General features: G+C 71.8%; 16 protein-coding genes. 4 read left to right on the top strand and 12 right to left on the bottom strand.

All coding sequences use genetic code 11. The annotated features are described in order from the left end of the window. Nucleotides 1-7 precede the first annotated feature (7 nt). The 7 genes from J5V96_RS14120 to J5V96_RS14090 form a co-directional block, all read right to left on the bottom strand. Nucleotides 8-1,606 (bottom strand): FGGY-family carbohydrate kinase, encoded by a 1,599-nt coding sequence (locus J5V96_RS14120; protein ID WP_208504450.1) that lies wholly within the window; start codon nucleotides 1,604-1,606, stop codon nucleotides 8-10. 133 nt (nucleotides 1,607-1,739) lie between these two features. Continuing rightward, a complete protein-coding gene (locus tag J5V96_RS14115) occupies nucleotides 1,740-2,762 on the bottom strand; it encodes a LacI family DNA-binding transcriptional regulator (protein WP_208504448.1) in 1,023 nt (340 codons plus the stop codon). Between the two features lie 36 nt (nucleotides 2,763-2,798). Beyond that, nucleotides 2,799-3,383 (bottom strand): YdeI/OmpD-associated family protein, encoded by a 585-nt coding sequence (locus J5V96_RS14110; protein WP_208504446.1) that lies wholly within the window; start codon nucleotides 3,381-3,383, stop codon nucleotides 2,799-2,801. Between the two features lie 32 nt (nucleotides 3,384-3,415). Further along, a complete protein-coding gene (locus J5V96_RS14105; protein WP_208504444.1) occupies nucleotides 3,416-4,726 on the bottom strand; it encodes an MFS transporter in 1,311 nt (436 codons plus the stop codon). A gap of 130 nt (nucleotides 4,727-4,856) precedes the next feature. After that, entirely contained in the window at nucleotides 4,857-5,981 is a 1,125-nt protein-coding gene (locus J5V96_RS14100) for a fatty acid desaturase family protein (RefSeq protein ID WP_208504442.1), read from the bottom strand. A gap of 174 nt (nucleotides 5,982-6,155) precedes the next feature. Beyond that, nucleotides 6,156-6,446: a hypothetical protein gene (locus J5V96_RS14095; protein ID WP_208504440.1), complete on the bottom strand. Its 291-nt coding sequence runs from the start codon at nucleotides 6,444-6,446 to the stop codon at nucleotides 6,156-6,158. Nucleotides 6,447-6,654: 208 nt separating this feature from the next. Beyond that, a complete protein-coding gene (locus tag J5V96_RS14090) occupies nucleotides 6,655-7,554 on the bottom strand; it encodes a LysR family transcriptional regulator (RefSeq protein ID WP_208504438.1) in 900 nt (299 codons plus the stop codon). Nucleotides 7,555-7,679: 125 nt separating this feature from the next. On the opposite strand from J5V96_RS14090, the gene J5V96_RS14085 reads away from it, so the two are divergent. From J5V96_RS14085 to J5V96_RS14075, 3 genes are all read left to right on the top strand, one after another. Next, entirely contained in the window at nucleotides 7,680-8,366 is a 687-nt protein-coding gene (locus tag J5V96_RS14085) for a type 1 glutamine amidotransferase domain-containing protein (protein ID WP_208504436.1), read from the top strand. Between the two features lie 162 nt (nucleotides 8,367-8,528). Then, nucleotides 8,529-9,533 carry a LacI family DNA-binding transcriptional regulator gene (locus J5V96_RS14080; protein WP_208504434.1) on the top strand — a complete coding sequence of 335 codons (1,005 nt, stop codon included), beginning with the start codon at nucleotides 8,529-8,531 and terminating at the stop codon, nucleotides 9,531-9,533. 68 nt (nucleotides 9,534-9,601) lie between these two features. Then, nucleotides 9,602-11,809, top strand: a complete 2,208-nt coding sequence (locus tag J5V96_RS14075; RefSeq protein WP_208504432.1) for an alpha-galactosidase — start codon at nucleotides 9,602-9,604, stop codon at nucleotides 11,807-11,809. A 66-nt stretch (nucleotides 11,810-11,875) separates the two neighbouring features. Here the strand turns inward: J5V96_RS14075 and J5V96_RS14070 are convergent, their stop codons facing one another. The 3 genes from J5V96_RS14070 to J5V96_RS14060 all read right to left on the bottom strand — a co-directional run bounded on the left by J5V96_RS14070 (nucleotide 11,876) and on the right by J5V96_RS14060 (nucleotide 15,106). Then, entirely contained in the window at nucleotides 11,876-12,748 is an 873-nt protein-coding gene (locus tag J5V96_RS14070) for a carbohydrate ABC transporter permease (RefSeq protein WP_208504430.1), read from the bottom strand. Next, the gene (locus J5V96_RS14065) at nucleotides 12,748-13,731 is read right to left on the bottom strand and encodes a carbohydrate ABC transporter permease (protein ID WP_307793649.1); all 984 of its coding nucleotides are present in this window, start codon (nucleotides 13,729-13,731) and stop codon (nucleotides 12,748-12,750) included. The genes J5V96_RS14070 and J5V96_RS14065 overlap by 1 nt, the downstream gene beginning before the upstream one ends. A 79-nt stretch (nucleotides 13,732-13,810) precedes the next feature. Further along, nucleotides 13,811-15,106 carry an extracellular solute-binding protein gene (locus J5V96_RS14060; RefSeq protein ID WP_208504428.1) on the bottom strand — a complete coding sequence of 432 codons (1,296 nt, stop codon included), beginning with the start codon at nucleotides 15,104-15,106 and terminating at the stop codon, nucleotides 13,811-13,813. A 249-nt stretch (nucleotides 15,107-15,355) separates the two neighbouring features. Here J5V96_RS14060 and J5V96_RS14055 point away from each other — a divergent pair, with 249 nt between their 5' ends. After that, nucleotides 15,356-17,734 (top strand): glycosyl hydrolase family 95 catalytic domain-containing protein, encoded by a 2,379-nt coding sequence (locus J5V96_RS14055; protein WP_208504426.1) that lies wholly within the window; start codon nucleotides 15,356-15,358, stop codon nucleotides 17,732-17,734. Here the strand turns inward: J5V96_RS14055 and fliW are convergent. Both fliW and J5V96_RS14045 read right to left on the bottom strand, forming a co-directional pair. Then, nucleotides 17,688-18,071, bottom strand: coding sequence for a flagellar assembly protein FliW (fliW, locus tag J5V96_RS14050; RefSeq protein ID WP_208504425.1), 384 nt, complete (start codon nucleotides 18,069-18,071; stop codon nucleotides 17,688-17,690). The two genes, J5V96_RS14055 and fliW, sit on opposite strands and share 47 nt — an antisense overlap. Next, the gene (locus J5V96_RS14045) at nucleotides 18,068-18,955 is read right to left on the bottom strand and encodes a flagellin N-terminal helical domain-containing protein (RefSeq protein ID WP_208504423.1); all 888 of its coding nucleotides are present in this window, start codon (nucleotides 18,953-18,955) and stop codon (nucleotides 18,068-18,070) included. Before J5V96_RS14045 ends, fliW begins: the two co-directional genes overlap by 4 nt. Nucleotides 18,956-18,964 lie beyond the last annotated feature (9 nt).

Below are 18,964 nucleotides of genomic sequence, written 5' to 3'. Positions count from 1 at the left end.
AGCGGGATCAGCGGAGCGCGTCGATCGCGGCGCGCTCGGCGGCGAGGCCGGCGGCCCAGCGGTCGAGGTAGGCGCGATGGTCGGCGATCTCGTCGGGCGTGGGCGTGGCGGTGTCGGTGGCGGAGCCCGCGAAGATCTCGTCGGCGAGCCAGGCCGACAGGTCGCGACCGGCGGCGGAGCCGTCGATCACCGCGAGGCGGTAGGCGCCGAGCACGGCCATGCCCCACGCGCCGCCCTCGCCGGCGGTCTCGCCGACGACGACCGGAGCCTCCACGGCGGCGGCCAGCAGGCGCTGGGCGACTCCCGCGGTGCGGAACATGCCGCCGTGCGCGAACATCGCATCCACCGCGACGCCCTCCTCGACGAGCGTGCGCATGCCGAGGCTCAGGGTGGCGAACACCGCACGCAGCTGGGCGCGGGCGAAGCCGGCGAGGCTCAGGCGCGAGCCGGGGGTGCGCACGAAGAGCGGGCGTCCCTCGGAGAGCTCGGCGATCGGCTCACCCGACAGGTGGTTGTAGGCGAAGAGACCGTCGTCGACGCCGGCCTCGAGGGCGCCCGACAGCAGGGCGGCGAACACGTCGTCGCCGGACGCCGAGGCGCCGAGCGCGGCGGCGAACTCGCCGAAGACCGCGGCCCACGCCCCGAGCTCGCTGGCGCCGTTGTTGCAGTGCACCATCGCGACCGGGTCACCGGCCGGCGTGGTGACGATGTCGATCTCGTCGTAGGCGCGCGAGAGGGCCTTCTCGAGCACGATCATCGCGAAGATGCTGGTGCCGGCACTGACGTTGCCGGTGCGCGGGGTGACGGCGTTGGTGGCGACCATGCCGGTGCCGGCATCCCCCTCCGGCGGAGCGGCGACCGCACCGGGCTGCAGGGTGCCGGTGGGGTCGAGCAGGGCGGCGCCCTGGGCCGTGAGGCATCCGGCGTCGCCGCCGGCGGGAAGCACGGCCGGCAGCAGCGCGCCCAGCGACAGGTGCGCGGCTCCGGCGGCGGCGAGGCGCTCATCGGCCGTCGCGACGAGGGCCGCGTCGTAGGTGCCGGTGGCGGGATCGATCGGGAACATGCCCGAGGCGTCGCCGACGCCCAGCACACGCTCACCGGTGAGCAGCTCGTGCACGTAGCCCGCGAGGGTGTTGAGGTGGTGGAGGCGCGCGACGTGGTCCTCGCCGTCGAGCGCGGCCTGGTGCACGTGGGCGACCGACCAGCGCAGCGGGATGTTCACGCCGAGCGCCTCGGACAGCTCGGCGGCCGCCCGCTCGGTGTTCACATTGCGCCATGTGCGGAACGGGACGAGCAGCTCCCCCGCCTCGTCGAACGCGAGGTAGCCGTGCATCATCGCCGAGACGCCGATCGCGCCGAGGGCCGTCGGGCGCGCACCGAGGCGCTGCTCGGCGTCGGCGGCGAGGGCGGCGTAGGCGGCCTGGAGGCCTTCGTGCACCGCGTCGAGCGAGTACGTCCAGAACCCGCCCTCGAGCTGGTTCTCCCACTCGTGCGAGCCGCTGGCGAGCGCTGCGCCGGCCGCGTCGGTCAGCACCGCCTTGATCCGGGTCGATCCGAGCTCGATGCCGAGGCTGGTGCGCCCCTGATCGATCGTCGCTGCCGCCATCGCAGTGCTCCGTTTCCGCCGGGGCGTCGCTGCGCCCGGCTCTCGCCGTGCGGATCCCGGGTGCGATCCGCGGGCCGATCCGGCCCCGTTCAGATCATATGTTAGCGCTCACATACGGCGCTGTCACACCTGCTCAGCGGGGTGCCGGCGCGGCGGTGCTGTCGCGCACGACGAGCACGGGAGGGATCACGACCGCGACCTGCGCCGCGTCGGGCCACAGCAGCGCGTGGGTGGCGGCTCGCCCGATCTCGTCGAAGGGCTGCCGCACGGTCGTGAGCGCGGGCACGAGGAACTCGCTCCCGTCGATGTCGTCGAACCCGACGAGCGACACGTCGTCGGGCACACGCAGACCCGCCTCCCAGAAGGCGCGGAGCAGGCCCATGGCGAGGGTGTCGTTCGCCGCGAACACCGCCGTGGGTCCGCCCGAGGCCACCTCGGCCGCGAGCGCGCGACCGACCTCGTAGCCGTCGGCGGCCGCCCAGCCGCCTGCGGGGACGAGACGCGACTCGAGGCCCGCCTCCCCCATCGTGCGGGTGTAGGCGCCCGCCCGCTCGTCGGCGTCGTACCACCCGGCGGGGCCGGCGACATGCACGACCCGGCGATGCCCCTGATCCAGCAGGTGGCGCGTGGCGAGCGCTCCGCCGAGCGCCTGATCGACCTCGACGTACCGGATGCGCGAGTCCGCGGGGATGTCGGCGCGCGCCGCGACCGCGACGACCGGGGTGGTGGGCGCCACCAGCTCGACGAGGTCCATGACCTCCCGCTGGGGCACCACGACGAGGATGCCCTCGACCCCCTGGTCGATGAGCTGGTCGAGGGCGGCGCGCACGGTCTGCGGGTCGTAGGCGGGGAGCGATCCGATCGAGACGAAGTAACCCTCCGCGCGTGCGGCCGCTTCGATCGCGAACGCCGTGCTGGCCGGGCCGAAGAACGTGGCGTTGGTGACGAGCACTCCCACGGTCTTCGTGCGGGCGGTGGCCAGGGCGCGGGCCGCGCGATTCGGCCGGTACCCCAGCTCCTCGATCGCGGCCTGCACGCGCTCCCGCGTCTCTGGCCGCACGTATGCGTGGGCGTTGAGCACTCGCGAGACGGTCTGATGCGACACGCCCGCCCGCGCGGCGACATCCGCCATGGATGGCGGGCGGGTGGAGGTCATGGTCTTCGAGACTACCCGGGACATCGGATGAATACGTCAGCCGGAGGGGTACGGCCTCTCTCCCGCCGCCAGCATCGCCACCAGCTTCGCGATGCGGTTCGCCCTGCTGAAGGCGCTCGGCGCGGTGTGCACGCGGTGCAGCACGGCGTAGCGGTTCTGCGCGTTGAGACCGTCGAAGGCGCCCGATGCCTCGGGCGAGGCGCGCAGGGCCGCGGCCAGATCGTCGGGCACCTGCGCGAAGGCCTTGGGCCCGTACGCGCGCGCCCATCGCCCGTCGGCCTGGGCGCGGTCGATCTCGGCCTGGCCGCGCGGTCGCATCCGGCCCTCGGCGGTCAGGCGCTCGACGATGCCGATGTTGCGCTCGGACCAGAGCGAGGCGCGGCGGCGGGGCACGAAGTGCTGGCGGAAGGTCGTCGCATCGCGGCTCTGCTTGCGACCGTCGATCCAGCCGCTGCAGAGCGCCTCATCGAGCGCCTCGGCGTAGGTCAGGGACGTCGGATCGACGACGCCCTTCTTCGCGAGCACCAGCCAGACGCCGTCGGGCGTCTCCTCCTCGTTCGCGTCGAGCCACGCGCGCCACGCGGCGACGTCGGCGACGATCAGCTCCTGGGGTTCGGGCATGGCCCGAGCGTACGCCGGGCCTCCGACATCGCTCAGGAGACCGGGGTCGACTCCACCGGATCGGGATCCGGGTCGCGCACGATCGGGCCGCGACGGATCCGCAGCGAGACGAGCGCCGCGACGACGCACAGACCCGCGGCGGCGAACCACGCGATCGTGTACTGCCCCGTCGCGTCGCGCACGATGCCCGCGAGCACCGTCGCGACGCCCGCGCCGAGCTGATGGCTCGCGAACACCCATCCGAAGACGAGAGGCCCGCGTTCGCCGAAGATCTCACGACACAGCGCAATGGTCGGCGGCACCGTCGCCACCCAGTCGAGCCCGTAGAAGATGATGAAGAACCACATGGGCGGCTGCACCTCGGCCGACAGCAGGAAGGGGAGGAACAGCAGGCTCACGCCCCGACCGCCGTAGTAGATCGCCAGCAGCAGACGCGGATTGACCCGGTCGGTGAGCCAGCCCGATGCGACCGTGCCCACGATGTCGAAGATGCCCACCGTGGCGAGCAGGCCGGCGGCCACCGGCTCGGTCATGCCGTGGTCGTGCGCGGCGGGGATGAAATGGGCCCCGATCAGCCCGTTGGTCGAGGCGCCACAGACCGCGAAGCCCACCGCGAGCGCCCAGAAGGTGCGGTGGCGCGCGGCTTCGCGCAGCGCCCGCAGCGCGAGGAGCGCCGGGTTGACCGCCGAGCGCTCGGGTACGGCGGGCGGATCGGCGGGGTCGGCCCCGTACGGAAGCACGCCGATGCGCGCGGGCGAGTCGTGCAGGAACCACGCCACCAGCGGGACCACGATCAGCGCCCCCGCCGCGACGACGAGACTGGCCTCGCGCCAGCCGTACTCGGTGGCCAGCCACGCGGTCGGCGGCAGGAAGACCAGCTGGCCGGTCGCGGATCCGGCGCTCAGCACACCCGAGACGAGGCCCCGGCGCTTCGCGAACCAGCGCTGCGTGACCTGCGCCGCGAAGACCATCGCCATCGATCCCGTGCCGATGCCGATGAGACCGCCCCAGGTCAGCCACAGCACGAAGGGCGCCGTCGCGAACGTGCCGAGGACCGCACCGAGGGCGATCAGGATCAGCGCGAAGAACGTCACGCGCTTGAGCCCGAACCGGTCCATGAGCGCGGCCGCGAAAGGCGCGGTCAGCCCGTAGAGCACGATGTTGATGCCGATCGCGAGCGACAGATCGGTGCGACTGAAGCCCAGCTCGGCCTCGATCGGCACCATGAACACGCTCGGCGCCGCACGGAATCCGGCGGCTCCCACGAGCGCGAGGAAGGCGACGCCCGCGACGATCCACGCGGGATGAAGCCGACGGACGGACGCGGGCGGGGTGCTGCTCATCTGATCATTGTGGCGGCGCCCGGAGCGGCCGGGATCCGGATGCGACTGCCGACCTGCGTACGATTCCTGCCACCTCGACAGCGCGACCCGCCGGCGAGCACCGGCGGGTCGGGCAGAGCGAGGCGCCGGATCAGCCGCGGCGCAGCTGGGCCGCGGCGGGGCAGTCGAACGGGTCGCGAGCGGCGAGGCCGACGCGGTTCAGGTACTCGATGACGATCCCGTACGAGCGCCACAGCGTGGTCTCGGTGTAAGGCACCTCGAAGGAGGCGCAGTAGTCGCGCACGATCTCGCGCGCCTTGGCGAGGTGCGGACGCGGCATGTTCGGGAAGAGGTGGTGCTCGACCTGGTAGTTCAGGCCGCCCATGAGGATGGTGGCCCACCAGCCGCCCGTCACGTTGCGCGAGGTGCGCACCTGCTTCGAGAAGAAGTCGAGCTTCGCATCGGGGGCGATGACCGGCATGCCCTTGTGATTGGGAGCGAAGGACGCCCCCATGTACACGCCGAACACCGCGAGCTGCACGCCGACGAAGGCGAAGGCCATGCCGACCGGGAGCAGCAGGAACACGGGCACGAGGACGATCGCGAGGCGCAGCGTGATGAGGCCGAGCTCGGTCCAGCGCGCCTTCACGGGGCCGCGCTGCAGCAGGTGACGGATGCCGAGCACGTGCAGGTTGAGCCCCTCGAGCGTCAGCAGCGGGAAGAACAGCCAGCCCTGGCGCTGGGTGATCCAGCGCCGGAGGCCGGTGGCCTTGGCCGCGTCCACGTCGAGGAACGAGATGGTGTCGACCTCGATGTCGGGGTCCTTGCCGACGCGGTTGGGGTTGCCGTGGTGGCGGGTGTGCTTGGCGTCCCACCACGAGAGGCTGATGCCGACCACGCCGGATGCGAGGAAGCGCGCGAGGCGCTCACCGGCCGGGCCGGACGACAGGATCTGCTTGTGCGCGGCCTCGTGGGCGAGGAAAGCCACCTGCGTGAACAGGATGCCCAGGGCCGCGGCCATCAGCAGCTGGAACCAGCTGTCGCCGAGGAGGATGAAGCCGGTGACGACGCCGCCGAAGCCGAGCGCGATCGCGGAGCCGACCAGCGCGTAGAACCAGCCGGTGCGGCGCAGCAGGCCGGTCTCGCGCACCACGTGCGACACCTGGGTGTAGGCACGGGCCATGGGAGGGAAGTCGGCGGTGCCGGCGTAGGTCTGACGGATGGGTCCGAGGGTGGACGCGGCATCCTGACGTTCGAGGGTGTGCGAGGAGGACATTGGCGACGCCCCTGTCGTTCGGTCGGCCCCCCGGAGGGGCCTCGAAGCCAAAGGCGGGTGCCGATCGCTGACACCCCACGCTACGGGTAGCGGTATGCTCCGCCGCGCATACGAGGCGGACGCATAACCGTCTCCCAGGTGTACGGCAGAGAGTCTCCCGCTGGACGGCAGGAACTAGCGGCCGAGCGCCAGCCAGCGCCGGCGCCGCGCGAGCGGCCGCGCGGCGGCGGTCTTGGAGCGGGTGAGGTGCTGGCCGAGGGCCGCCCGGGCCTCGCGGAGCGAGCGATAGGTGCCGATGGGCTCGGAATGCGCCGTGTGCACGGTGTGGGCGGGGCCGTCGACGGAGATGAAGCCGGCGTACTCGTTGTGCACGGTCGCCACGAACACGTCGTGGTCGGCCTGCTTCCAGCTGACGTCGGTCTCGGGGTCGAGAAGGTGGACAGGGGGTACTGCGGTGATTGTCATGATCTTTCTGCGGCGCGCATCGTCATCGCTGCGCACGGGTGTTTCTGTGGACGCCCGGACATGCGGTCTCGGGCGGCGGATCGCGGCTCGCGATCAAGAGGGCACTTCGGCGGTCCGGGAGCCGGTGAGAGGGGCTCTGGAATGACCAGACGTCGGGGTGCGCCTCAACTCTAGCAGAAAAGGCCTGATCGCGAGGCTGGGAGAGCTCTCAGAGGGTGTCCCAGCTCTGCGCGAGCCGGGTCAGACGCTCGATGACGGCGGTGGTCGCCGGGGTCGGCGGCGCACCGGCGGGGATCGCGAGATGCAACGTGTTCAGGGGCGGCTCGACGGGATGGTGCAGCACCTCGACGGTGCCCGCGACCACCGCCGGATCGGTGAGGTAGCGCGGGAGCGTCGACACTCCGACCCCCGCGATGACCGCGGCCAGCACGCCACGAAGATCCGGCACGACCATCGCCAGCGGATTGGCGGGGCGCCGCCCGAACTGACTGCGCCAGTAGCGCCGGATGATCGGCAGCTCGGGAGCATAGGCGACCAGCGGGAGGTGCGCGAGCGCCGCGATCGGATCGCCCTCGAGCCGCTCGGCGTCGACCGTGCGCGCGAGGGCGGGGGCGCCGACGAGAGCGAACTCCTCGTCGATGAGTCCGCGGTAGCGCACCCCGGGGCGCGCGCGCCGCACGGAGGACAGCACGAGGTCGAGCTCGGCGCGCTCGGCGGCGTCGAGGAGATCATCCGCCAGGCCGAGGGTGAACTCGATGCGAAGCCCCGTCGCCGCCAGCGGCGCGAGAGCCGGCACCACCCGCGCAGCGATCACGTCGCTCGCGCCCCCGATGCGCACCACGCCGGTCGTGGCGGGAAGCGGCTCGGCCCAGACCTCGCGGAGGCGGTCGACCGGCTCCGCGACGCGCAATGCGAGGCGGTCGCCGGCGGCGGTGGCGACGACACCTGCGCGCGACCGCGTGAACAGCGCCTCCCCCGTCTGCTGCTCGAGGCGCGCGATCCGCTCGCTCACGGCGGGCTGGCTCAGGCCGAGTCGCGCGGCGGCGCGCGTGATCGAGGCGGCGCGGTGCACCTCAAGGAACGTCGCGAGCAGTTCCAGGTCGCGCATCGACCCCTCCTGGGAATCCGGATCCATCAGAAAATCTATGACCACCGAACATCGTACGGAATGGATCCGATGACCGTTGGTTCTCCTCTCCTGAACCACCCACCGCGAAGCATGAAGGAGACCCCATGGCCGATGTTCTGATGATCGTGACCGGCGCCGACACCCTCGTCCTCAAGGACGGGTCCGCGCACCCGACCGGCTTCTGGGCCGAGGAGCTCGTCGAGCTGCACCGCGGCCTCACCGCCGCCGGGCACCGCGTGCACTTCGCGACCCCCGGCGCCCAGCCGCCCACCGTCGACCCGGGCAGCCTCGACCTCGAGACCGAGACCGGACGCGAGATGGCGGCCTACCTCGCGTCGATCCGCGACGAGCTCAGCGCCCCGCTCGCCCTCGCCGACGTGACTCCGGGCACGTACGACGCGCTCGCCCTGCCGGGAGGGCACGGCCCGATGGCCGACCTGGCCACCGATGCCGATCTCGGGCGCCTGCTCATCGACGCCGCCGATCGCGGCACAACCGTCGCGGTGCTGTGCCACGGTCCGGCCGGGCTGCTGAGCGCCATCCGCGAGGACGGCACGTTCGCCTTCGCCGGAACGCGCCTGGCCGTGTTCACCGACGAGGAGGAGCGGCAGGGCGGGCTCGGCGAGAACTCCCCCTACCTCGTCGCCTCGCGCCTGGCCGAGCTCGGCGCCCGCCTCGCCACCGGCGAGCCCTGGAGCAGCACCGTGGTGACGGACGGCACCCTGATCAGCGGTCAGAACCCGCAGTCATCGGTCGCCACCGCCGAGCGCCTGGTGGCCGCCCTGGCCTGAGCTCAGCCTGATCAGCGGTCAGAACCCACAGTCATCGGTCGCCACCGCCGAGCGCCTGGTGGCGGCCCTCGCCTGACCTCCCGGCATCGGCGCCGGTCGTTCAAATTGCGCAATAATCGAACGACCGGCGCCGACGGACGCCGCCGGATCAGGGAGGACCCCGTGAGCCGTGTGACGCTCTCCCAGATCGCCGCCGAGACCGGCGTGAGCGTGTCGACGGTGTCGCGCGTCCTGCGCGGCGCCGGCGAGATCCGGCCCGAGACCCGCGCACGGATCCTGGCCGCGGCGCGTGCGCTCGGCCACTCCCCCGGAGGCGAGAGCCGCGGGCGCCCCCGCAGCCGCCCCTCCCAGCTCATCGACCTGGTGCTCGGTCACTTCCACGACCCGTACACGGACGAGGTCACCACCGGCGCGCGCACCGCCGCCGCCGAGCTGGGCTACGACCTCGTGCTGACCGCAGAGCGTGACATCCCCGACGACGACTGGCCCATGCGCATCCGCGCGCGCGGATCCGCCGGCGTGGTGATCGGGCTGATCATGCCCACCCGCACGCAGCTCGCCATCCTCGCCGAGGCAGGCATGCCGATCGTGCTGCTGGATCCCTGGTCGGAGATGGGTCAGCCGCTCACCAGCGTGCGCACCACCGATGGCGCCGGCGGCGCCGAAGCGGCCGAGCACCTCGTCGCACAGGGCGCCCGCCGTTTCGTCGTCGTGGGCGGATCGCCGTCGTACCGGTACGGCCGCGCCCGCGTCGACGGGTTCGAGAACGCGATCCGGCGCCTGCTCCCCGATGCGGAGATCACCCGCGTGCACGGCGACTGGACCGCCCCCAGCGCGCGTCGCGCCTGCCTGCCCGCACTCGATGCGGCGCGCGGGGCAGGGCCGATCGGGCTGTTCGCGTGCTCGGACGAGATGGCCGCGGGCGCCTATCGCGCGGCCGCCGATCTCGGGCTCGAGATCCCGCGCGATCTGCTCGTCGTCGGGTTCGACGACGTGCGCGGCGCGAAGTGGCTGCAGCCTGCCCTGACCACCGTGCGGCAGCCGATCCGGGAGATGGCGTCGGCCGCCGTCCGCGCACTCCTGGAGGATCAGCAAGCGGGCCCGCGTGTGATCGAGCTGCCGACCTCGCTGCAGGTGCGCGGGTCGACGATGCCGCCGACGCCCTGACGCGGCGCGGTTGCGCAAACCCCGGGTCGGGGCGCTCTGCCGCCAACGGCCTTGGGATACTGAGCGGCATGTCGCAGCGCCGCGTTGTCCACCTGTCCGCTTCCGGTGTCTCGGTCGTCGTCACCCAGGACGACGATCGACTGCCGGTGATCGCGTACTGGGGCGCCGCCGTGCCGGTCTCCGCGGCCGAGCTCGGCGAGTTCGCCGCCGCCGACGAGCGCCCGGGCATCGGCGGCGAGTCCGACGTCCCCTACGTTCCTTCGGTGCTGCCGGAGGCCGCGCTCGGATGGGGTGGTCGCCCGGGCCTGGCCGTGCATCGGGCCGGTTCGGCCTGGGCACCGCGGATGCGCGTCGAGACGGTGGAGGCCTCGGCATCCGGCGCGGAGCCGCGCGCCCTGGGACCCGGGCAGCAGATCGATCTCGGCGCGGGGACGGTGGTGCTGTCGGCGAGCGACAGCTGGGCCGGCATCGAGGCGCGGATCGAGATCGAGCTCCTGCCGGCCGGGCTCCTGCGCGCCCGCACGACCGTGCGCAACGTGGCCGCCGGCGCGGAGCCGCCGCTCGAGGTGTCCGGGGGGAGCATGGCGCTGCCCGTGCCGGTGCGGGCAGAGGAGCTGCTCGACTTCGCCGGACGCTGGGGCACCGAGCGCATCCCGCAGCGCCACCGGATCACGCACGGCGTGCACGCGCGCGAATCGCGCCGCGGCCGCACGGGCCTCGACGCGACGATGATGCTCGCGGTCGGCACGACGGGGTTCTCGTCGCGCGATGGCGAGGTGTGGACCCAGCACGTCGGCATCGGCGGCAACCACGAGCACGCGCTCGAGCGCGGTGACGGGGTGCAGGCCTTCCGTGGCGGCGAGCTGCTGCTCGCGGGCGAGGTGCGCCTCGATGCGGGCGAGGAGTACACCTCCCCCTGGGTGCACGGCAGCTGGGGTGAGGGCCTCGACGCCGCGTCCGAGCGCTTCCACCGTGCCCTGCGCGACATCTCGCGCTCCTCTCTCCGCCCGCGTCCGGTCACGCTCAACGTCTGGGAGGCGGTGTACTTCGAGCAGAGCTTCGAGGTGCTCGAAGAGCTGGCCGTGCGGGCGGCCGCGGTGGGGGTCGAGCGCTTCGTGCTGGATGACGGCTGGTTCCTCGGCCGACGAGACGATCGCCGCGGGCTCGGCGACTGGTCGGCCGATCCGGAGGTCTGGCCGCACGGCCTCGGACCGCTCGCCGATCGCGTGCGCGAACTCGGCATGGAGTTCGGGCTGTGGTTCGAGCCGGAGATGATCAACGAGGACTCCGAGCTCGCCCGGGCGCATCCTGACTGGATCCTCCGCGCCAGGCCCGAGCTGCCGCCTCGCACCCGCTTCCAGCAGGTGCTGGACCTCACCAATCCGGCGGCATTCCGGCACATCCTCGACACTCTCGATGACCTCATCACGCGGTGGGACATCGCGTATCTGAAGTGGGACCACAACCGCGACCTCGTCGCCGCGGGTCACCCCGCCACGGGCGCGCCGGCGGTGCACGACCAGACGCTCGCGGTGTATGCGCTCCTGGACGGGCTGCGCCGGCGCCACCCGGCGCTGGAGATCGAGTCGTGCGCGTCGGGCGGCGGGCGCGTCGATCTCGGCATCCTGTCCCGGACGGATCGGATCCATCCGTCCGACAACCACGACCCGATCGAGCGCGCCCGCATCCTGCGCTGGACGGGTCTGCTCGTGCCGCCGGAGATGATGGGGTCGCACATCGCCTCGCGGGTGTCCCACGCCACCGGGCGCGCCCACGACCTGCACACCCGCTGCGCCCTGGCCTTCATCGGACACTTCGGCATCGAATGGGATCTGCGCGAGACCACGGATGAGGAGCGCGAGGCGCTGATCCGTTGGATCGGGGCCTATCGCGAGGTGCGGCAGACGATCGCGACCGGATCGGTCGTCACGGACGGATCCTTCGATCCGGGCTCGCACACCATCCGCGGCGTCGTCGCACAAGACCGGTCCGAGGCCGTGTACTCGGTGCTCACCCCGGCCGTGTCGGCCGACACCCGCACGCGCCTGCGCCTGCACGGCCTGGATCCCGCGCGCCGCTACCGCCTCGAGGTCGCGGCGCCGTCCGGCCTGTGGGGCATGCACGTTCCCGCGTGGATCAGCGGCGCGCCGTGGCTGTGCGAGGGCGGCAGCGCCGACCCCGCGCTCTCGGGCGCACTGCTCGCCCGTGTCGGGCTCGAGCTGCCCCACCCGGTCGCCGATCGCGCCTACGTCGTGCGCGCCGTGGCCGTCGACTGAGCGGAAACAGAGAGGCGCCGGCCGACGGAGGATGTCGGCCGGCGCCTCGGCGCCCGGGGGAAGAGGTCACCCCTTGAAGGCGCCGTCCATGATGCCCGCGACCATCCGCCGGCCCACGAAGAAGAACACGATCAGCAGCGGAAGCGTGGCCAGGAACGATCCCCCCATGGCGAGGGCGACGTCGATCGAGCGGTTCGCCTGCAGCTGCTTGATGGCGATCTGCGCGGTGAACAGCTCGGGCGACTTCAGCACGATGAACGGCCACATGAAGTCGTTCCAGACCGCGGTGAAGTTGATGAGCCCCAGCACGAACGCGGCGGGCCGGACGATCGGGAACGCGATGCGCCAGAAGATCTGCCAGCTGTTCGCTCCGTCCATGCGGGCCGCGTGCATCAGCTCGTCGTTCATCGTCGTGGACATGTGCTGACGCATCCAGAAGATGCCGAACGCACTGGCCAGGCCCGGCACGATGATCGCCTGGAGCGTGTCGACCCAGTTGAGCCACGACACGATCAGGTACTGCGGGATCACACTGAGCTGCGCGGGCACCGTCATCGTGAGCAGCACGATCAGGAACAGGATGTTGCGCCCGGGGAAATCGAGCTTCGCGAAGGCGTACCCGGCGAGCGCGCACAGGATGGCCGACACGACTGCGATCGTGAGCGAGACCACCACGCTGTTCCACAGCGACAGGGCGAACGGCACGGTCTCGAACACCTTGGCCGCGACCTCGAAGAAGTTGAATCCCGGAAGCAGGATCGGAGGGCTCGAGGTGACGGCCTTGGCGCCCACAGAGGCGACAACGAACATGTAATACAGCGGGAACACGCTGATGAGCACCGCGATGCCCAGGCCGAGGTAAGTGGGCCACCCGACGCGTCCGACGCGTGACCCCCGTCGACGGCGCCGCACGGGCGCCCGCTCGATCACCCCGGTCATCAGCGCTCTCCTCGTGTGCGAGTGGTCAGGAAGAAGTTGATCGCCGCCGCGACCACGACGATGACGAACAGCGCCACACCGATCGCCGAGCCGTAGCCGAAGTCGAACTGGCCGAATCCCTGCTCGTACAGGAACAGCGCGAGGGTCTGGCACTGGCGAGCGGCGCCGCAGGTGAGGCCCGACTCGGGGGCCACGAGCAGCGGCTCCGTGAAGATCTGCAGGCCGCCGATCGTCGACATGATCACGGTGAAGATGATGATCGGACGCAGCGAGGGGATCGTCAGCTGGAAGAACTGCTGCCGGCTCGACGCGCCGTCCACCGACGCGGCCTCGTACATCTCGCGCGGGATCGCCTGCAGGCCCGCCAGGTACAGCAGGGTGTTGTACCCGAACCAGCGCCACATCACCATCGCCGAGATCACGACCCACGAGCCGCCCTGCGATGCCAGGAAGTTGATGTCCGGCACGCCGAACAGCCCGAGGATCCAGTTGAGCAGGCCGAAGTTGCGGTCGAAGATCTGCGCGAACACGATCGCGGTGGCCGCGACCGAGGTGATGTAGGGCGTCAGCAGCGCCATGCGCCAGAAGTTGGCGAGCTTGAGGTGCGCGTGGTTGAGCAGATGCGCGAGGAACAGCGCGAGCGCCAGCTGCGGGATCGTCGAGATCAGGAAGATCCCGAACGTGTTGACGAGGGCGTTCCAGAACCGCTCGTCGGCGAAGAGCCGCTCGAAGTTCGCGAAGCCGATGAAGGTCTGCTCTCCGATCGGGTTCCAGTCGAACAGCGAGACCCAGAACGTGAACAGCAGCGGGAACAGGCCGAAGACGGCGAAGATCAGGAAGAACGGCGCCACATAGGCGTAGGGCGCGAGCTTCTCGCCCCACGAGCTGCGGATGCGGCGGGACGGCGGCCGGCGCCCCTTCGCGCCGCCGCGCGTGACGATGGCCATCGTGTTGGTGGCCGGGTTGGTCGCCGTGGTGGTCACAGGCACCCCTCAGGTCAGGGCGGGTGCCCCAGGACGTGCGTCCCGGGGCACCCGCCGATCGATCGACTCGGTCAGGTGGTCACTGGGCGAGAGCGGCGTTCGCGTCCTTGACGCCCTTCTCCCACGCCTTGTCGGGTGCGGTGTTGCCCGCCTCCATGTCGACGAGGGCGTTGAGGAGGGCCGCGCCGATCGCGCTGGTGTCCGGGCCGTTGTAGAACGACTGGAACCCGAGCACCGACTCGGCGAGCACCTCGCCGATCTTCGAGTCGCCGTAGAAGGGATCCTGGTAGGCCTTGACCTCGTCGCTCTCGAGCGCCGACTCGGCCGCCGGGAACGTGCCGGTGTCGCTGAAGTGCGTGAGCTGCTGGTCCGGATCCATCATGGTCTCGATGTACTGCCAGGCGCCCGCCGGGTTCTCGGCGCGGGCGGGGATGGCGATCACGCTGCCGCCCCAGTTGCCGGCGCCTTCGGGCAGCGTGGCGACGCGCCACAGGCCCTCGGTGTCGGGGGCGTCGTTCTTGAGACCCTGCAGGATCCACGAGGGCGCGGTGGTGACCGCGAACGATCCGTTGGCCTTGCCCGGCGCCCAGCCGGAGGACCACGCCGCGATGCTCGCGCTGATGCCGGCCTCGTAGGTGTCGACGGCGATCTGGAAGGCGTCCTTCACCTCGGGGTTGGTCTCGAAGGTGACTTCGCCATCGGGCGAGTAGTACTTCTCGGACACCTGGTTGACCGTCGCGAAGAACACGGTGGTCTCGACGTTGTCGACAAACGGCTCGCCGGTGGCCTCGGTGTACTTCTCGCCCATCTCGATGAAGCCGTCCCAGGTGGACCAGGCCTCCGCGACCTCGTCGGGGTCGGTGGGGAGACCGGCGGCCTCGAAGAGATCGGCACGGTAGGCGAAGCTCAGACCGCCCACATCGGTGGGGATGCCGATGATCTCCCCGTTCGCGCCCGTGGCGGCATTGACCGCCCAGTCGAGGTAGGGCTCCCCCACGTCGTCGCCGCCGAGGGTGCGCAGATCCACGAAGTTCTGGGGGTTCTCGATGAACTTCGGCAGGTCGTCGTTCTGGATCATCACCAGGTCGGGCACCTTGCCGCCGGCGAGGGCGGCGGTGAGCGCGGTGGCCGTCTCCGTCGTGCTGCCGACCTCGGACAGCTTGATCTTCGCGTCGGGCTGCAGCTCGAGGTAGGTGTCGACGCCGTCCTTCTGGTTGATTCCGGTGAACGACCAGAATTCGACCTCGGCTTTCGGATCGCCCTTCACGCTGTCGCCGGAGCCTCCCGAGCTTCCGGCGCTCCCGGTGCATCCGGTGAGCGCGAGAGCCGTGGCTCCCAGCAGGGCGAGCGGTGCGATGGCAAGACGTCTGATCACGAGAATCCTCTCCTTCGGGGATCGCGAGTGCGGCGGTGCGGGGCTGTCGCGGCGTCGTCGCCGGGGGCCTGATGGGCCCGGCCCGTGGGGTGGCACCGAAGCTAACAACGGCGTCAGGGGGTGTACAGATCCGACCATAATTTTGCGCAAAACCGATGGGTTCCCGGGACGACGGCGACATTCTGGCCTCACGGGGCATGCCCACCCGAAGACATCACATCTCTGCGATTCGATGAGGAACTCACGCGGATGACCGACCCCCTCGCCGTCGACGGCTCCTTCACCACCCGCACACGCGCGCGGTCCTGGGAGGACGGCCTGATCGTCGGAAGCGGCCGCGTCGGCGCGATCATCTGGGGCGCTTCCCCCACGCAGACGATCGCGATCGCGCACGAACGCTGCTTTCTGCCCGCCAATCCGCGCCCGGCCGCACCGCTGATCGCCTCCTCCCTCGAGGAGCTGCGCGAGCGTGTGCTCGCCGGCGACGGCGAGGGCGCGGGCAGGCTCCTCGCCGCCGCGGCCGAGGTGTCCGGCTTCGAGCGCGACCTGGTGTGGACCGATCCGCTCGGCATCTGCGCGACCCTCGAGCTGACACCGTCGGTCGACGACGGCCCGGTGCGTCGCCGCATCGATCCGGAGCGCGGGGAGGTGGCCCTCGTGTGGCATCGCCCCGAAGGCGACCTCACCGTGCGCCTTGTCGCTCCGCGCGACCTCGACGAGATCCGGGTGGCCGTGGAGGCGCCCTTCCCGTGCGACGTCGGGCTGCGTCTGGGCCTCGGGGGCGGTGTCGGCGAGGGCGCCACCTGGGCCCCCGCCTACGCGGGACTCGTCGAGGCGGTGGCGACCGCGTCGCCGGATCCCTCCGTGGTCGCGAGCACCCGACGCGACGGCACGGCGATCGCGACGACCATCGTGCGGGGCGGTGAAGACTGGGCCCCCACGCCCACCGCCGACGCCGTGACCGGCACCCTGCGCGTGCCGGCGGGCGGCCGGGCGGAGCTGCGGCTGCGCACCGTGCCGGGGCGTGCCGCACCGCACGTCGACCCCACCGACCTCGGCGACTGGGACGAGGTGATGCGCCGCCAGGAGCGCACGCACGGCGAGCTGGTGGCGCGGTCGCGCCTCGAGCTCGGCGGCGACGCGCGCGTCGGTGAGACCACCGAGGCGATATGGGCCAGGGCCCGCGCGGGCGATCCGGCGGCCCGCAGGCGCGTCGTCGAGATCGCGTATCTGTCGGGCCGTGCGAACGCCATCTCGGCGACGGGCGAGCTGCCGCCCACGCTGCAGGGAGTGTGGCAGGGCACGTGGGCGCCGGCGTGGTCGGCCGATTACACGATGAACGGGAACGTGCAGAACGGCGGGATCGCGAGCCTGATCCCGACGGGCACGCCCGAGCTCGCGCGCTCCCTGCTGGCCCTGCTGCTGCCCCACCTCGACGACTACCGCGCCAACGCCGCGCGGGTCTTCGGCGCCTCCGGGATGCTGCTGCCCGCGCGGATGTCCACCCACGGTCGCGCGAACCACTTCTCGCCCGACTACCCCCACCTCTTCTGGATCGGCGCGGGCGGATGGGCGCTGCGCGTCGCGGCGGACGTCGTGAGCGTCACGGGCGATGCCTCGCTCGTGGACGATGCGCTCTGGCAGCTCGCGGTCGGCGTGCTGGAGTTCGCCGAGACCGGCCTCGCCGACATCGACGGCACGCTCCACGCGGTGCCGGGGTACTCCCCCGAGAACGCGCCGGTCCCGGGCGGATCGCCCGTCGCCTCGGACGCGACCATGGACATCGCCATCCTGCGCGACGCGGCGCGCAGCACCGCGGTGCTGGCCGCCGCCCGGGGCGATCACTCTCTGACGGACCGGTGGGCGAGGGTCGTCGAGCGCCTGCCCGCCTACCGGGTGGCCGACGACGGCACGCTGGCCGAATGGATCGATCCGCGGTGGCCGCAGAACCACGCGCATCGCCACGCGTCGCACCTCTATCCGCTCTGGTACGAGACGGATCCGGCCTTCCGGGGCGACACGGCGGAGGCGTCGCGGCTGCGCGATGCGGCCCGGCGCACCATCCACCAGCGCATCGCCTGGCGCGCCGAGGATCCCACCGCGCCTCCGGGACGGATGGAGATGGCCTTCGGGCTTGTTCAGCTCGGTGTCGCGGCGGCCGCCCTCGGCGACGCTCCCGCCGCGCTGCGATGCGCCGAGTGGCTCGCGCTCGAGCACTGGACACCGGCCCTCACGACGACGCACGACGCGGGCCGCATCTTCAACCTCGATGCGAGCGGAGGCCTGCCGGCGGTCGTCGCGGCCATGCTCGTGGGCTCGGATCAGCGGTCGGTCGCGCTGTTCCCCGCACTGCCCGACGCGTGGGAGTCATATGGCGCCGTGACGGGCCTCACCGCCCGCGGCGGCATCGTCATCGACCGCCTCGAATGGGACGCCGAGGGCGCGCGGGCTACGCTGCGCCGTCGCCACGGTGCCCCCGCCCCCGTGCGTGTGCGCGTCGGCGAACCCTTCTCGCTGCCGGAGGGTGGGGCCGGTGCGGAGGTGGTGGTCGGGACGGAACCCGCGACGATCGTGCTCGGGCTCAGCGCAGGGCAGCACGCACGGGCAGATCCTGACCCTCGAGGATGACCTGGGCGGCCATCCCCGTCGTCGTGTTCACGACCACGGGCGCGAGCAGGTTGACGTGCACGCCCTCGGGCCCGGGGTTCGCGACCACCAGCACCAGCGCCTCCTCGGGCGCCGTGAGGCCGAGTGCCGTCGTCTGCTCGTCGCTGAGCACCGGCGCGTACGGCGCCCCCTGCGAGGCGACGAGGGACGGATCCACGAGGAACAGCCGGAGCTCGGCGTCCTGGATCGCCCGCAGCGCGAACAGCCCCGCAGCGCCCGCCAGCGGAGACAGCTCGAAGCCGGTGTGCGGAGCGAGCCCCGGAGGCGGAGCCACGAAGTCCAGGACGACGCCGCTCACGAGAGGAAGTCCATCAGCGTCGGCTGCAGCACTCGGCTCGTGACCTGCAGCGCCGAGCGGTACACCAGCTCCTGCGCCTGCAGCTCGACGAGCACCTCGACCGAGTCGACGTCCTCGACGGCCGCCCGGCGACCCTCGAGGGAGACGGCTGCGTCCACCGTGGCCTCCTTCGCGCGCTCGATCTGGGCCTGGCGGGCGCCGACGGCGCCCTGCGCGCTCAGCATACGGGTGACGCGGTCGTCGATGCGCGCGACCTGGGGGCCCACGTTCGTGCCCGAACGCAGATCGGCGACGATGTCGTCGAGCAGCGCGAAGACCGAGTCCGCTCCGGCGCCGAACACCTCGGCGCCGTCGGCGTCGACCCGCACGGTGACGCCCTCGGAGAGACGGCGCTCCACCGCCGATCCCGGCGTGCCGTTGAACGTGTACCCGGCGCGGTCGAAGGCCGCGGCCGCATCGGACGTGCCCGCGAACACCGAGCGACCGAGCAGCTTCGTGTTCGCCTGCGCGAGCAGCTCGTCGCGGATCCCCTCGAGCTCGACCGCGATGGCCTCCTTCGCGGTGGCATCCAGCGCGCCGTCGTTCGCTCCCTGCAGCGTGAGGGTGCGCACGCGGTCCATCAGCTTCGTGCTCGAGCTGATGGCGCCGTCCGCCGTCGTGACCCATGCCATCGCGTCGTCGACGTTGCGGGCGAACTGGCCGTTGCGCACCTGCTCGGCGTGCAGGCCGAGGGTCACGGCGGCCGCGGAGGGGTCGTCCGAGGGGGCCAGGAAGGCACGCTGCGAGGTGGCCATCTCCTGCAGGCGGCCCAGCTCGTTCAGGTTCGCTTGGAGGTGTCGCAGCGATACCTGCGTCATCGTCTGGGCGGTGGTGCGGGAGATCATCCGGTGCCT

Origin of the sequence: Microbacterium stercoris, from assembly GCF_017592545.1 — a bacterium.
In the GTDB taxonomy this organism is placed as follows: Bacteria; Actinomycetota; Actinomycetes; order Actinomycetales; family Microbacteriaceae; genus Microbacterium; species Microbacterium stercoris.
The sequence above is the reverse complement of the archived record's forward strand: the minus strand, read 5'-3'. Positions and strand labels throughout refer to the sequence as shown.